Annotated in this window: 16 protein-coding genes; 11 read left to right on the top strand and 5 right to left on the bottom strand. The window is 39.7% G+C overall.

What is annotated here, in order from left to right; translation table 11 throughout:
- The first annotated feature begins 21 nt into the window (after positions 1 to 21).
- From kdsA to FTT74_RS04535, 6 genes are all read left to right on the top strand, one after another.
- A complete protein-coding gene (gene kdsA, locus FTT74_RS04560) occupies positions 22 to 879 on the top strand; it encodes a 3-deoxy-8-phosphooctulonate synthase (protein WP_004973345.1) in 858 nt (285 codons plus the stop codon).
- A gap of 73 nt (positions 880 to 952) precedes the next feature.
- Positions 953 to 2,242 (top strand): phosphopyruvate hydratase, encoded by a 1,290-nt coding sequence (gene eno, locus FTT74_RS04555; RefSeq protein WP_004973347.1) that lies wholly within the window; start codon positions 953 to 955, stop codon positions 2,240 to 2,242.
- A 13-nt stretch (positions 2,243 to 2,255) separates the two neighbouring features.
- Positions 2,256 to 2,660 carry a septum formation initiator family protein gene (locus FTT74_RS04550; RefSeq protein ID WP_167846043.1) on the top strand — a complete coding sequence of 135 codons (405 nt, stop codon included), beginning with the start codon at positions 2,256 to 2,258 and terminating at the stop codon, positions 2,658 to 2,660.
- Positions 2,617 to 3,348: a 2-C-methyl-D-erythritol 4-phosphate cytidylyltransferase gene (ispD, locus tag FTT74_RS04545; protein ID WP_167846042.1), complete on the top strand. Its 732-nt coding sequence runs from the start codon at positions 2,617 to 2,619 to the stop codon at positions 3,346 to 3,348. The genes FTT74_RS04550 and ispD overlap by 44 nt, the downstream gene beginning before the upstream one ends.
- A gap of 127 nt (positions 3,349 to 3,475) precedes the next feature.
- Positions 3,476 to 4,612, top strand: coding sequence for a rod shape-determining protein RodA (gene rodA / locus FTT74_RS04540; protein WP_179988624.1), 1,137 nt, complete (start codon positions 3,476 to 3,478; stop codon positions 4,610 to 4,612).
- Positions 4,613 to 4,807: 195 nt separating this feature from the next.
- The gene (locus FTT74_RS04535) at positions 4,808 to 5,716 is read left to right on the top strand and encodes an AEC family transporter (RefSeq protein ID WP_154320714.1); all 909 of its coding nucleotides are present in this window, start codon (positions 4,808 to 4,810) and stop codon (positions 5,714 to 5,716) included.
- Positions 5,717 to 5,744: 28 nt separating this feature from the next.
- Here FTT74_RS04535 and FTT74_RS04530 read toward each other — a convergent pair whose 3' ends face one another.
- Positions 5,745 to 6,395, bottom strand: coding sequence for a hypothetical protein (locus FTT74_RS04530; protein WP_004973366.1), 651 nt, complete (start codon positions 6,393 to 6,395; stop codon positions 5,745 to 5,747).
- Positions 6,396 to 6,493: 98 nt separating this feature from the next.
- Between FTT74_RS04530 and ispF the strand changes: the two genes are divergently transcribed.
- Positions 6,494 to 6,982, top strand: coding sequence for a 2-C-methyl-D-erythritol 2,4-cyclodiphosphate synthase (ispF, locus tag FTT74_RS04525; protein WP_004973369.1), 489 nt, complete (start codon positions 6,494 to 6,496; stop codon positions 6,980 to 6,982).
- Positions 6,983 to 7,016: 34 nt separating this feature from the next.
- Here ispF and FTT74_RS04520 read toward each other — a convergent pair whose 3' ends face one another.
- From FTT74_RS04520 to FTT74_RS04510, 3 genes are all read right to left on the bottom strand, one after another.
- A complete protein-coding gene (locus FTT74_RS04520; protein WP_004973370.1) occupies positions 7,017 to 7,538 on the bottom strand; it encodes a protein tyrosine phosphatase family protein in 522 nt (173 codons plus the stop codon).
- A 61-nt stretch (positions 7,539 to 7,599) separates the two neighbouring features.
- The gene (locus tag FTT74_RS04515) at positions 7,600 to 8,691 is read right to left on the bottom strand and encodes a 3-deoxy-7-phosphoheptulonate synthase (protein ID WP_042068745.1); all 1,092 of its coding nucleotides are present in this window, start codon (positions 8,689 to 8,691) and stop codon (positions 7,600 to 7,602) included.
- 170 nt (positions 8,692 to 8,861) lie between these two features.
- Complete coding sequence (locus tag FTT74_RS04510; RefSeq protein ID WP_004973373.1) at positions 8,862 to 9,749, bottom strand: sulfite exporter TauE/SafE family protein; 888 nt, start codon at positions 9,747 to 9,749, stop codon at positions 8,862 to 8,864.
- A gap of 226 nt (positions 9,750 to 9,975) precedes the next feature.
- On the opposite strand from FTT74_RS04510, the gene lpxB reads away from it, so the two are divergent.
- Positions 9,976 to 11,151, top strand: a complete 1,176-nt coding sequence (gene lpxB, locus FTT74_RS04505) for a lipid-A-disaccharide synthase (protein WP_004973375.1) — start codon at positions 9,976 to 9,978, stop codon at positions 11,149 to 11,151.
- A gap of 5 nt (positions 11,152 to 11,156) precedes the next feature.
- Here the strand turns inward: lpxB and FTT74_RS04500 are convergent, their stop codons facing one another.
- Positions 11,157 to 12,110, bottom strand: coding sequence for an AraC family transcriptional regulator (locus FTT74_RS04500; RefSeq protein ID WP_096900855.1), 954 nt, complete (start codon positions 12,108 to 12,110; stop codon positions 11,157 to 11,159).
- A 166-nt stretch (positions 12,111 to 12,276) separates the two neighbouring features.
- On the opposite strand from FTT74_RS04500, the gene FTT74_RS04495 reads away from it, so the two are divergent.
- The 3 genes from FTT74_RS04495 (at position 12,277) to FTT74_RS04485 (ending at position 14,242) form a co-directional block, all read left to right on the top strand.
- Positions 12,277 to 13,482, top strand: coding sequence for an alkane 1-monooxygenase (locus FTT74_RS04495; protein ID WP_004973378.1), 1,206 nt, complete (start codon positions 12,277 to 12,279; stop codon positions 13,480 to 13,482).
- Between the two features lie 176 nt (positions 13,483 to 13,658).
- Positions 13,659 to 13,907 (top strand): AbrB/MazE/SpoVT family DNA-binding domain-containing protein, encoded by a 249-nt coding sequence (locus tag FTT74_RS04490; protein WP_004973383.1) that lies wholly within the window; start codon positions 13,659 to 13,661, stop codon positions 13,905 to 13,907.
- A complete protein-coding gene (locus FTT74_RS04485) occupies positions 13,907 to 14,242 on the top strand; it encodes a type II toxin-antitoxin system PemK/MazF family toxin (RefSeq protein ID WP_096900853.1) in 336 nt (111 codons plus the stop codon). The genes FTT74_RS04490 and FTT74_RS04485 overlap by 1 nt, the downstream gene beginning before the upstream one ends.
- Positions 14,243 to 14,292: the final 50 nt, after the last annotated feature.

The following is a 14,292-nucleotide window of genomic DNA, read 5'->3' as shown; positions in this document are numbered from 1 at the left end:
GGGATAAACTAGGAAGTTGAAATGTCACAATTAAAACCACAAGAAATTGTACGTTTGGGTGATATACAAATGGCGAATCATTTGCCATTTGTATTGTTTGGCGGCATGAATGTACTTGAGTCTAAAGACCTTGCATTTGAAATTGCTGAAACTTATGTGGATATTTGCACACGCTTAAATATCCCGTATGTATTCAAAGCCAGTTTTGACAAAGCCAACCGTTCTAGCCTGAACTCATTTCGTGGTCCCGGTTTAGAAAAAGGTATTGAATGGCTGGCTGACATTAAAAAGCATTTTAATGTGCCAATTATTACCGATGTGCATGAGCCGTATCAGGCTGCGCCTGTGGCAGAAGTGGCAGATATTATTCAGCTTCCTGCGTTTTTAAGTCGCCAAACCGATTTGGTTGAAGCGATGGCAAAAACTCAAGCCATTATCAACATCAAAAAAGCACAATTCCTTGCGCCGCACGAAATGCGTCATATTTTGCATAAGTGTTTAGAAGCAGGGAATGACAAATTGATTCTTTGTGAGCGTGGTTCAGCATTTGGTTACAACAACTTGGTTGTCGATATGCTGGGCTTTGACATCATGAAAGAAATGAATGTACCTGTGTTCTTTGATGTAACCCATGCTTTGCAAACTCCGGGTGGTCGTGCAGATTCGGCAGGTGGTCGTCGTGCACAAATTACCACCTTGGCACGTGCAGGTATGGCAACTGGCTTGGCAGGTTTATTCCTAGAAGCACATCCCGAACCAGAGCAGGCAAAGTGTGATGGCCCATGTGCATTGCGTCTATCACAACTTGAGCCGTTCTTGGCACAGCTTAAAGAATTGGATACCTTGGTAAAAGGTTTCCAAAAGCTAGATACACACTAAATTAGATCCATATTAAATTATAGACTCATTGATGCCTAAAGCATCACGTTATTAATCAACTGAGGAATTGTTCATGAGCCAAATCGTTGACATTCGTGCACGTGAAATTTTGGACTCTCGTGGTAACCCAACCATCGAAGCAGACGTAATCTTAGCATCTGGCGTAGTTGGCCGTGCATGTGCACCATCAGGTGCTTCAACTGGTTCTCGTGAAGCTCTAGAACTTCGTGATGGCGATAAAGCACGTTACTTGGGTAAAGGCGTTAAAACTGCGGTAAATAACGTCAATACTTTAATTCGTGATGCTTTACTTGGTAAGTCTGTGTTTGAACAAAAAGACATCGACAACACCATGATTGCGCTTGATGGTACTGAAAACAAAGAAAAATTAGGTGCTAACGCAACTTTAGCCGTGTCTTTGGCTGCTGCGCGCGCTGCTGCTGATGAAAAGAAAATTCCTCTTTTCCAATACATCGCAGACCTTCGTAACAACAGCATTTTAACCATGCCTGTACCAATGATGAACATCTTAAATGGTGGTTCACACGCAGACAACAACGTTGATATTCAAGAGTTCATGATTGAGCCAGTGGGCTTTACTTCATTCTCTGAAGCATTACGTGCTGGTGCAGAAATTTTCCACTCATTAAAATCTGTATTGAATCAAAAAGGTTTAAACACAGCAGTGGGTGATGAAGGTGGTTTTGCGCCAAACTTACGTTCTAACGAAGAAGCAATCACAGTTATTCTTGAAGCTATTGAGAAGACTGGCTACAAAGCGGGTTCTGACATCATGTTGGCGCTTGACTGTGCATCTTCAGAATTCTACAAAAATGGTCAGTACATTCTTGCAGGTGAAGGCAACAAAGCATTCACAAGCAACCAATTCTCTGACTATTTAGCTGGTCTTGTAAATCAATATCCAATTATCTCAATTGAAGATGGTTTAGATGAGTCTGATTGGGAAGGTTGGTCTTACCTCACTTCGATCTTAGGTGACAAGATTCAATTGGTCGGTGATGACTTGTTCGTTACTAACCCGAAAATCTTACAACGCGGTATCGATGAAAAAGTAGGTAACTCAATCCTGATCAAGTACAACCAAATTGGTACTTTGACTGAAACGCTTGATGCAATTTACCTTGCGAAAGCCAATGGTTACACAACTGTTATTTCACACCGTTCAGGTGAAACTGAAGATTCTACAATTGCGGATCTTGCAGTAGGTACAGCAGCAGGTCAAATCAAGACTGGTTCACTGTGCCGTTCTGACCGTGTAGCAAAATATAACCAATTACTTCGTATTGAAGAATTGACGAATGCTGCATATCGCGGTAAAGCTGAGTTCAAAGGTTTGAACTAAGCGAAATCAGTAGATGTCATTATTAAATGTATTTGACTCCAAAGCGAGTAAAGCATTGTTGGGCCTTGCGATCTTTTTGATCGCAGGGTTTCAATATTTACACTGGTTTGGTGAAGGTGGTTATCGTGACCATGCTGCACTGACAGAAAAAATCCAACAACAAATAGAATTAAATACAGAGCTGAAGGAGCGCAATCGTGTACTTGCAGCAGAAGTTTATGATTTAAAAAATGGGGTAGAAGCCATTGAAGAGCATGCCCGTTTAGATTTAGGCTTAATTAAGCCACATGAAACCTTTGTGCAAATGAGCACCATCAGCACACAATATAAACCAATTTATATTCAACCAAATTCCACAGTAGATTTACGCACCAATGAATCACAACAACCTGCAGCAGCAACCGCCCCGACACCCTAAACTTTGGGCGGTTATTCCCGCAGCGGGTTCTGGTAGTCGTTTTTCTAGAACTGAACTTAAACAATATCAGTATATTCAAGATCAAACAGTCTTAGCGCACAGCATCGCACGTTTAAATCACTTGCCTTTAGCGGGTTATGTTTTGGCGATTGGTCAAGCAGATGATGTGGCGCAAAACCTAAACTTGGCAGAAAAAGAAAAAGCACATTTTTGCGTAGGTGGTGCAGAGCGAGTGGATTCAGTCTTGAATGCACTGCATTATTTATCTGAAATCGCCCATGTAGATGACTGGGTTTTGGTGCATGATGCAGCGCGTCCTTGTGTGACAGCTGCTTGCCTTGAACAGTTGTATCAGACTGCACTGGCAACAGATCAAAGTGCAATTTTGGCTATTCCAGTGCGTGATACTTTAAAAAAGGTAAGCCAAGGCACAAAAATTGAAACCACGGTAAGCCGTGACCAACTTTGGCAAGCGCAAACTCCGCAAATTGCTAAACTTGATGTGCTTAAAACAGCCATTGAATCTGCATTAAAACAGCAATTGACGATTACCGATGAGGCCAGTGCTTTAGAAGCAGCAGGGCAAATTGTAAATGTTGTGCACGGTCGTTCGGATAATATTAAAATCACCTATCCCGATGATTTAGAGCTGGCACGTTTAATTTTAGCCTCACAACAACATGGATGATAAAAATCTAGTGTAATTAACACCGCGTTAAACTTGAATCTTCAACGATTAAGCTTTAATGATTCACTCTGTGCCGCTTTGCTTCTATAATTGTCCATCCTGTCTATTTTAAATACCTTTGAGTCGCATGAATCCATCGCAGCAGTATCGTTTTTTACGTCACTCATTACGTGATGGTAGAAGCATTAAAAATGATTCCTCACGCTGGACTAAATTACATTTAGATCCATGGTTGCTGTGTTTTCTGATTTTAAATGCGATTCTGGGTTTAATGGTGGTATATAGTGCCACCGCGCAAGATATGGGGATGGTGCTGCGTCAAGCAACCAGTTTTGGCATTGGTTTTATCGCCATGATTATTTTGGCGCAAATTCCGCCTAAGGTATATCAAGCTGCCAGTCCATATTTTTATATCTTTGCAGTCATCATGCTGGCTTTGGTTTTGGTCATTGGTGAAACCCGTATGGGGGCAAAACGCTGGATCAGCTTGCCGGGTATTGGCAGTATGCAACCCAGTGAATTTATGAAATTTGCCATGCCATTGATGATGGCGTGGTATTTTTCGCGTCGTGCTTTCCCGCCTAAATTGATCCATATCATTGTCGCTTTAGTGATTATGATGATTCCTTTTGTCTTGGTGGCATTGCAACCCGATTTAAACATTGGTTTGATTATTCCTGGTGTCTTTGCGCTATTTTTAAGTGGCATGTCATGGCGATTAATCTTAGGAGGAATCACTGCATTGGCGCTCGCAGCACCATTGCTTTGGATGTTCTTTTTGCAGGAGTACCAAAAGAAAAGGGTACTAACCTTATTTGACCCAGAGTCGGATGCCTTGGGGGCAGGCTGGAATATTATTCAATCTAAAATTGCCATTGGTTCAGGCGGCTTTACAGGTAAAGGTTATTTAGAAGGAACGCAATCACATTTGGGTTATCTGCCTGAACATCATACTGACTTTATTATGTCGACCTATGCCGAAGAATTTGGTTTTATTGGCGTATTTTTACTGTTCAGTTTGTTTGCTGCCATTATTTTACGTTGTTTGATGATTGGGATGAATTGTTTCCATAATTTTGGACGTTTGTATGCAGGCACGGTTGGTCTGACTTTCTTTTTCTTTGTATTTCTAAACTCAGGGATGGTGAGTGGTATTTTACCTGTAACGGGTGACCCATTGCCGCTGATGAGTTATGGTGGAACGGCTGTTATTTCCATGTTGGCGAGTATGGGGATTGTGATGTCTATCCATACTCATCGTTAATACAGAATCCATCTGAAAGATGATGTAGGTGAGTTTTGCTATTATCATCTTTTTCTCTTTTTCTCTTTTTGTGGTTTTAAAAAGCCTAAGCAATTAGGATAAACACAAAACAATCCTTATAATATCCAGTAAATTTACTTTATTTATTAAGCAATAATTTAAAAAGAACAGCATAACAGTAACACAGAGCACCCCATGACCCATTTAATTTTTATTGCACTTTTCCCTTTGATTGCCTTAATTGCAATGGGTTATCTGCTTAAGCAATCACGTATGTTGGATGAGCCATTTTGGAAGGGTGCAGAAAAGTTAAATTACTATATTTTGTTTCCTAGCATGTTGTTTTTAAACCTCGCTACAGCAAACATTGAAGCGAAATCAATCGCACAGATTTTGTCGGTCGTAGGGATTATTGTGGCTTTAGTAAGTTGTCTGTTATATGCCTTGCGCGGCTATTTCAAAACACCCGCAGTCCGTTTTGGGGTGTATATGCAAAGCATGGTACGTTTCAATACGTATATCGGTTTGGCTTTGGTCGCAGCATTGTTTCAGGTGCAGGGCATGGCGCTGTTTGCGATTATTTTGGTGTTCTGCATTCCATTGGTGAATGTTTTATCTGTGCTGGCTTTAAGCGATACTAAGACTTTACAGGCAAAGCAAATCTTATGGTCATTAATGAAAAATCCATTAATTTTAGGGTGTATTGTTGGCGGTCTATTTAATTTATCAGGTTTGAGCTTGTGGGAAGGTGCAGCGCATTTTATTCGTCAAATAGCGTTATGCAGTTTGCCTTTGGGATTAATGTGTGTGGGCGCAGCATTACAATTTAATGGCTTGCAACGAGATGTATTCGCATTGGCATTGAATGTGTTCGGGCGTTTGTTATTTATGCCTGCTTTGGCTTGGCTAATTTGTCAGAGCTTAAATGTTCCAGTGTTGGAGTCGCAAATTTTAGTCTTGTTTTTTGCTTTACCTACTGCATCGGCAGCTTATGTACTTACACAAGTTTTAGGGGGAGATAGTCGTTTAATGGCTTCAATTATTAGCTTGCAAACCGTATTCGCCGCATTAACTTTGCCAATTGTGTTGTGGTTGCTCATTTAATCTGTCTAATACAATCTATTGTTCAGCATTAATCGTATAAACGATAGATGCCCGCAAAGCGTTCACAACCTTTTTGTTTGGTTTGAATTTTTAAGATTGCTTTAGAATAATTAAACTCATAACTGCAATCGTGCTCATTGTCGATGATTTTGTTTTTTTGATCAGGTGTTGTATAAGCTAAAAAGGCAATACTTTGGCTTTCAAGGCGGTTATTTGGATTGCGATAAGCAATACCTTCAATTTTAATGCTGTTTTTATTGAGTTGATGAATTTGTAAATGTACGGGTTGTGCAGCAAATTGACCATTTTCATATTTTAAATAATGTTGAGTCATGCTTTGATTCATTGAAGTGAAAAAATTCAGTTGATCAATTCTAAAATCAAATTGCTGAGTATAACAATTTAAGCTTTTGCATTGCTGTAAGCGTTGGATCCACAATTGCTGAGTATCTTCTAACAAGCGAATAGGCGCATCACTCATCAAATAAGCTGTTAAATGTTGATCACTTAATTTTTCACGCAATTCTGAGAAATTTTCTGTGCACACCTGCGCCAACTTTTTATTGGGTGTAGATCTACAATCAATCCCTTGTGCATAAGAGAAAGATGAATATAAACAGCCAAATAACAGCAGTGTACTTAAGTTTTTGATAAGATGAATCTCAGATTTCAACAGCATGATCGCTTATACTTTCACTATGTTGCGCTAGGTCTAATATAGCGAAATCGAAAGTATGAATACAAGATTTCAATGATTTATTTCTACAGGAGTTGAACATGGTTGCACAGATTCGTATTGGACAAGGATTAGATGTTCATGCCTTTGAAGCGGGAGATTTTGTGACGCTTGCAGGTGTTCAAATTCCTCATACACAAGGTTTAAAAGCACACTCAGATGGTGATGTAGTGCTGCATGCACTATGCGATGCATTATTAGGTGCTTTGGCGCTGGGGGATATTGGGCAGCATTTTCCAGATACCGATCCAAATTATAAAGGTGCAGATAGTCGGGTATTGCTTAAACAGGTTTATCAACTCATTTTAGACCGTGGCTATAAACTGAATAACGCCGATATTACTGTGGCGTGCGAACGTCCTAAACTTGCACCGCATACGCTAGAAATGCGCCAAAGTGTCGCTGATGTATTGGATGTAGAGGTCACACAAATCAGTATCAAAGCGACAACCACTGAAAAATTAGGTTTTACTGGGCGTCAGGAAGGTATTTTAGCAACAGCGATTGTATTGATTTCTCATACAAAATAATCGCGTTAGAATTTTATCTATACAATCTGCTGAATTAAGAAAGTTCAGCAGATTCTAAAGCTTGTTGTAAATCTTGCGTGGCTTTACGACCTTGTAATTGCAAAGAAACGGCGTGAATTAAGCCTGTCCAAGTTTCATTGGGTTTCCAGATATCATGTAAAAAGTCTTGAGCCGTTGCAATATCCACATCCATAAAATATTGACGATACAAATACATTAAACTACTGACGTGGTTGTTATTGCTGCAATGTACCCACACCATTTGGCTTTCTAATAAATGATTGACCAAATCGAGCAATAATAAACATTGATCAGAGGATGGTGTTTCCCATGAAATTGGCAGTTGAATATAGTTTAGTCCAACATCCAGACAAATTTTGTCTTCATGGGGAAGGGCGTGTTCCGCATCACTTTCAGCCAAATTAATGACAGTGCCAATACCATATTCTTTAATTTGTTTTAATTCTTCAGCCGTAGGCTGACCTGAAGAAAACAAACGCTCATGAATGAACTGGAAATTTTTAATTTGGCTAAGTTGGGTTTCAATGTCATTCATGCGCGCAGAATTTCCTATGCTACAAATAGAAACGCCATCATGAAGATGGCGTTTTTAAATCTTAACGATTCACTAAAACGTCTTTTAATGCTTCATGCATTTCAAGCAATGCTTTTTCAGTGGTATCCCAGTCGATACAACCGTCAGTCACAGACTTACCATACTCTAAATCGCATAAGTTTTCAGGAATATCTTGACGACCACCTTTCAGGTGACTTTCGACCATAATCCCAACAATAGACTTATTGCCATCTAAAATTTGCTCAGTGATATTTTTTAATACCAATGGCTGTAAGAATGGGTCTTTGTTTGAGTTAGCATGGCTGGTGTCAATCATGATTTTGGTGCTGACTTTGGCTTTGTTTAATGCATTTTCAGCATCTGCAACAGAGCCTGCATCGTAGTTAGGCTTGCCATTACCACCACGTAAAACCACGTGTGCATACGGGTTGCCGCTAGTACGAATTACTGAAACCTGACCTTGATCATTAAGACCCAAGAAGCTGTGACCGTGTTTTACCGACTGCATGGCATTGGTAGCAACTGTTAAGCCGCCATCTGTACCATTTTTAAAGCCGACTGGAGAAGAAAGACCAGATGACATTTCACGGTGCGTTTGGCTTTCTGTAGTGCGTGCACCAATTGCAGACCAAGAAATTAAATCTTGATAATACTGCGGAGAGTTTGGATCAAGTGCTTCAGTCGCACATGGCAAACCTTTTTCATTTAACTCAAGTAAAAGTTTACGACCAAGACGCAAGCCTTTTTCAATGTTAAAAGAGTCATTCATGTCTGGATCGTTAATTAAGCCTTTCCAGCCCACTGTAGTACGTGGTTTTTCAAAATAAACACGCATCACAATATAAAGAGAATCTTTTACTTTTTCGCTTAATACTTTTAAACGATCTGCATATTCATGTGCAGCAGCAGGGTCATGAATAGAACATGGACCAATCACCACAAATAGACGCTTGTCTTTACCATCTAAAATATTGCGGATTGTTTCACGACCACGAAGAACGGTTTGATAAGCATTTTCAGTCAAAGGTAACTCAGTTTTTAATTCTGCAGGAGTCACGAGTGGCTGAATACTTTCAATATTCACGTCATCGATGTCTGATTGTGTAAGAGGATTAGACTGTAAAGTATTCATTGCCGTCACTGGTTTGATCATACAAAAGATTGTTTAATAGTCTGAATATAACATGAATTTCACTGTATTTTGTTATAAAAAGATGAATACTTCTTTAAAAAATAAGTGATGAATCGGGTAGATAAATTAAACGGTCTGTTTTAGCAAAATCCTGTCAGATAAAGCATTCATTATTGGCTGGCTTGTGCCTCAGAAACTGCTGTTGCAGTTTCTGGTGTGCTGATAGGTTTTGATTTCACAGGATTGACCATAAAGTTAATCCCGATAATAAATAAGGTAATACCTAAAACTTTACGAATCACTTTTTCAGGTAAACGTGAACTGACTAAAGTTCCCACCACAATTGCAGGAATCGAGCCAACCAACAACCAAACCAATAGGTGAAAGTCGACATTGCCTGAACTCATGTGACCTAAGCCTGCAACTAGGGTAAGTAAGACGGCATGCACGACATCTGAACCGATAATACGAATCATCGGTAGATTCGGGAACATCAGCACCAATGCCATGATGCCAAAAGCACCTGCACCCACTGAAGAAAGTGTGACAAATACACCCAGTACAACTCCCATAATTACAATGAGGGCACGCTTATCTGCAGCCTGTAGTTTGACCTTTTCAAGGTCTTGGGTCATATCGGGCAATTCTTGTTTATGGTATTTATTAAAAAACGTTTCAATTTGACTGCGAAACACAATTGAGATGCCAGTTAAGGTCAACATAAAGCCCAGTACCACGGTCAGTACCATTTTGTAATGGGTAGATTGGCTTAAATAATTCTCTAAAACCCAGTGGGTCGCAAATGAAGCAGGGATACTGCCCACCGCAAGCCAAATGACAATGGGCCATACAATATTCATTTTTTTGGCATGAACCAATGAGCCGCAGAATTTTGAAATGGCGGCATAAAGTAGGTCTGTTCCAATTGCGATATGCGGTTCAATTTTAAACAAGCTGATCAGAATGGGAGTCATCAGTGAACCGCCACCTACGCCAGTCACACCCACGCAGAAGCCGACCAATACACCTGCCAAAATAAACTCTAAAGGACCAACCATGAAGATATGCCGAAGTCAAAAATCGTGAATATATTATGACTTTTGGCAATAAGCTGTTGTCTTGATTAATGATTTACTTATTCTTAAAACAGATATAGTCAATGTGGAAAATCAGTGCAAAAGATCGCAGATTCAAGCCACGGCTTACTTTCTGTTTCTTACAAAATACAGTGGCTATGCTAAAATGCGAAAATTCATATCCATTAAAATTTAGAGGACAAAACGCTTGCAAAATCGGAAACTTAAAATAGGTATCGTTGTGGGAGAAGTATCGGGTGATACTTTAGGGGCACAACTCATGCGACGTTTTCGTGAGCAAGGCATTGATGCAGAGTTTGAAGGCATTGGTGGCCCACAAATGATTGCGGAAGGTTTTAAAAGTTATTATCCGATGGATATTTTATCGGTAATGGGCATTGTTGAAGTGCTGAAAGATTTGAAAAAACTCTTTGCAGTACGGGATGGTTTGGTCGAAAAGTGGACTCAACATCCCGTCGATGTCTTTGTCGGAGTTGATGCGCCTGATTTTAATTTACGTCTTGCCAAAAGTTTAAAACAGAAAAACTTGCCGATTAAAACCGTGCAATATGTCAGTCCTTCGGTATGGGCATGGCGACAAGGTCGGGTACATGGCATTAAAGCCAGTATAGATTTGGTACTGTGTTTATTTCCGTTTGAAAAAGCCTTTTTTAAAAAATGGGATGTGCCTGCAGCCTTTGTCGGACATCCTTTGGCGAGTCAGTTGCCGTTGGAAAATCCAATTGCTGCAGCAAAACAAGAATTGGGTTTAGACCAACAGCAACAACATATTGCGTTATTGCCTGGTAGCCGACGTGGTGAAATTGAGCGTTTAGGGCCGTTAGTTTTAGATGCGGCTTATATTTTGACGCAAAAATATCCGCAGTTTAAGTTTTTAATTCCTGCAATTAATGATGCACGTAAACAACAAATTGAAGCGTTACTGCAGTCTTATCCGAGTGCATTACAAGACAAAGTGCAATTGATGGAAAATCGTGGCACAGAATCCAAAATTGGTCGTCAGGTAATGAATGCGTCCGATATGATTGCACTGGCTTCAGGCACGGCGACGTTAGAAGCGATGCTATTACATCGTCCAATGGTTACGTTTTATAAGCTCAATCGCATTACGTACTGGATTGCGAAACTGTTGGTGAAAATTCCTTATTATTCATTGCCAAATATTATTGCAGGTAAAAAGGTGATTCAGGAATTAATTCAGGATGATGCAACACCAGAGCGTTTGGCAGCAGAAATTGAAAAGTTAATTTATATCGAAACTGCACAAATTCAAGTGATGCAACATATCACTATGCATAAGCAATTATTGTCCGATAACAGCGAAGACCCTGCACAAGCAATTTTGGCGATTTTAGATCGTTAAACTGTTCATTTCGTGATTGCATTGTTGTTTTGAAACTGCTGCCGATACTGGCTAGGTGTTAGCTCGAATTGCTTTTTAAAAGTTTGGCTAAAGGCGGTTTCGGAAGAATAACCGACACGATGGGCAATTTGTTGAATCGACAATTGTCCTTGCTGTAAATAATGCGATGCCAAGCGTAGCCGATGTTGTTGTAAGTATGCCAAAGGCGGCTCACCAATCACCTGATTAAACAAATTGGCAAATTTAGAACGTGACATGCAACATTGTTCTGCCAAACTTTCTACCGTCCATGCTTTTTCGGGTTGACCATGAATAGCTGCGAGCGCATTGGAAAGTTCAGGATGTGCCAAAGCGCCGAGCCAGTTATTTGAGTCATCAAGCTGAAAAATATAATCACGCACACATTCAATCAGTAAAATACTGACCAAGTGATCTAATATTTTATCCCGTCCCGGTCGGATTTGATGACTTTCCACCGCTAAAAATTGCAAGCCAATTTGTAACCACTCGGGCGCTGTGCTGCACATGATATGCGGAATATGCAGATATTCGGGTAGGGCACTTAAAAGCGGTTTTGCCATGGTGGTGTCCATGTGGCATTGAATCACCAAAATAAATGCGTCTTCAGCTTGTGTGTGATTTATCGTGCCAAAATTTATTGACTGCTGTGACTGAATTTGAAATAAATCCGAAATATCAAAGTGTTCTGTCCAGTGAGTGTCTGCAGTTGCACTTGCGTAATGACTGCAACCCGATGGAATCAGGACAATATCACCTGCATCAATGTGAAGGTGTGTCTGTGCAGATAAATGGATATGCAGCGAGCCTTGTAGTACTACATAAGCCAGCATTGCCCCTTGGTCACGATATTGAAATGACCAATCTCCTTGAGGATTTAAATAGATATATTCTGATTGGTGCAGATGTATATCATCAAAAATTTTACTTAAAGCATCCATATTTTAAGCATAAATCATTATAAAAAATAAACCTGTGATTTCAGGACAATATAGCGCATTTTTGCGCCAAAGACTTTTGCATAGCTTTTTTGGACGTCTGCAACTGTTCATTCTCGTGTCTTTCCTCAAATATATAGGTAGAACAGCGTAGAAGGAAGAAAATAAGATGAACGCACCACTTCATTTGCTTAAAGAGATGGAACAGGATGTTCCTTATAAAAGCGCGGCTCAACTCGATAAAAAGCGTTATTTATGGTTGATCAGCCCATTTTTACCTGTATTGGGGATGGGGATTTTGGCGGGTTATCAATTCGCTCCGAAGCCTGCGAAAAAAGTTTTTGCTCTAGGTGGCCCTTTATTATTGCATGTGATTATTCCAACAATTGATACTTTAATTGGTCAAGATGCCAATAACCCAAGCAATGAAGATGTGAAACGACTTGAGGAAGATCGGTATTATTCGCGTTTGGTGAAAAGTTTTATTCCTTTGCAATATGCCGCCAATATTTATGCAGCTTATTTGGTTGGACGGCCACAAACCTCGTTAGTCGATAAAATTTTTCTGGGTATTTCCATGGGGATGGTGAATGGTATTGCTGTCAATACTGCGCATGAACTCAGCCATAAATCTTCAAAAATAGATCACTTACTGTCACATTTGGCTTTAGCACCAACAGGATATAACCATTTTCGGGTTGAGCATCCGTATGGGCATCATAAACGTGCTGCGACACCTGAAGACCCTGCATCTTCACGTATGGGAGAAACATTTTATGAGTTTTGGCCCCGCACGGTAAAAGGTTCGTTTAAGTCTGCACTGCAAATTGAAACTCAGCGTTTAAAACGTAAAGGCAAAAGTTTTTGGTCGAAAGACAATGAATTATTACAAGGCTGGGGCATGAGTGCGGCATTTCATGCTGCATTGTTGGCGCGTTTTGGTACTGGGATCATTCCGTATTTGGCGACACAGGCTTTTTATGGCATTAGCCTGTTTGAAATAATTAATTATATAGAACATTATGGCTTGCTTAGACAAAAAGATGCGCATGGCAAATATGAGCGCACTATGCCTGAACACAGCTGGAATAATAACAATATTGTGACCAATTTGTTTTTGTATCAATTACAACGTCATTCCGATCATCATGCTTATCCAACCCGACCATTTCAGGCTTTGCGACATTTTGATGAAGCGCCTGAATTACCAAGCGGTTATGCCAGCATGTTGCTGCCTGCCATGATTCCACCTTTGTGGTTTAAAATTATGGATAAACGTGTATTTGAACATTATCAAGGCAATTTAAACAAAGCCAATATTCAGCCTAAACGCCGTGCACGAATTTTTAAGAAATTTGGTGTGGTGGATAATTGATTGAATTATTAAGATTATTTTTTAATATTCATTTTGATATTTCTTTTGTATATATCTTTCAAAGGAAAGATTGAGATGTATACCAGATGTCTATTTTCACTCATCTTACTATGAATTGACTTCATCTCATTTTGGCGCATAATAAAGTTATATATTTATATAATATTGAGGTGGGTATGATTCATACAAACTTGAGAAAAGTAGGTGGTTCGGTCATGCTTGCCGTACCGCCTACATTATTAAAAAGTTTAGGTTTAGATGCGGGAAAGGAAGTTTCTCTGAGCATTGTGAATGGTAAGTTAGTGGTCGAACCTAAAGCGAAGCCATCTTATAAATTGGCTGACTTGCTGCAAGAGCATCAAGCTTTAGCATTAGAGCAAGATGCGTGGCATGATGTAAAAGCAGTTGGGCGAGAAGAAATCTAATGAATCAAGGCGATATTTATTTGATTTCATTAGATCCAACACTTGGACATGAACAACAAGGTAAGCGACCTGTATTTGTTATTTCACCTAAGTCATTTAATCTTATTACTAAAATGCCGATTGTTTTGCCTATTACTTCTGGTGGAAACTTTGCACGAAATATGGGTTTCGCTGTAGAGCTTATTGGTGGGAAAACTACAGGTATTGTGCGTTGTGATCAATCTAGAGCTTTAGATTTTGAAGCTAGACACGCGCGGTTTTTAGAATCCTCGCACGCAGATGTTTTGGATGAGGTTTTAGCAAGATATATCGCAATTTTTTCACCTGAAGATTAATTTATATAGAAAAAGACAGAAATTTATAGCAATATTTCTATGAAAATCTG

This window comes from Acinetobacter sp. YH01007, assembly GCF_013420425.1.
Classification (GTDB): domain Bacteria; phylum Pseudomonadota; class Gammaproteobacteria; order Pseudomonadales; family Moraxellaceae; genus Acinetobacter; species Acinetobacter towneri.
This window is presented reverse-complemented; position numbering and strand designations above follow the sequence as displayed.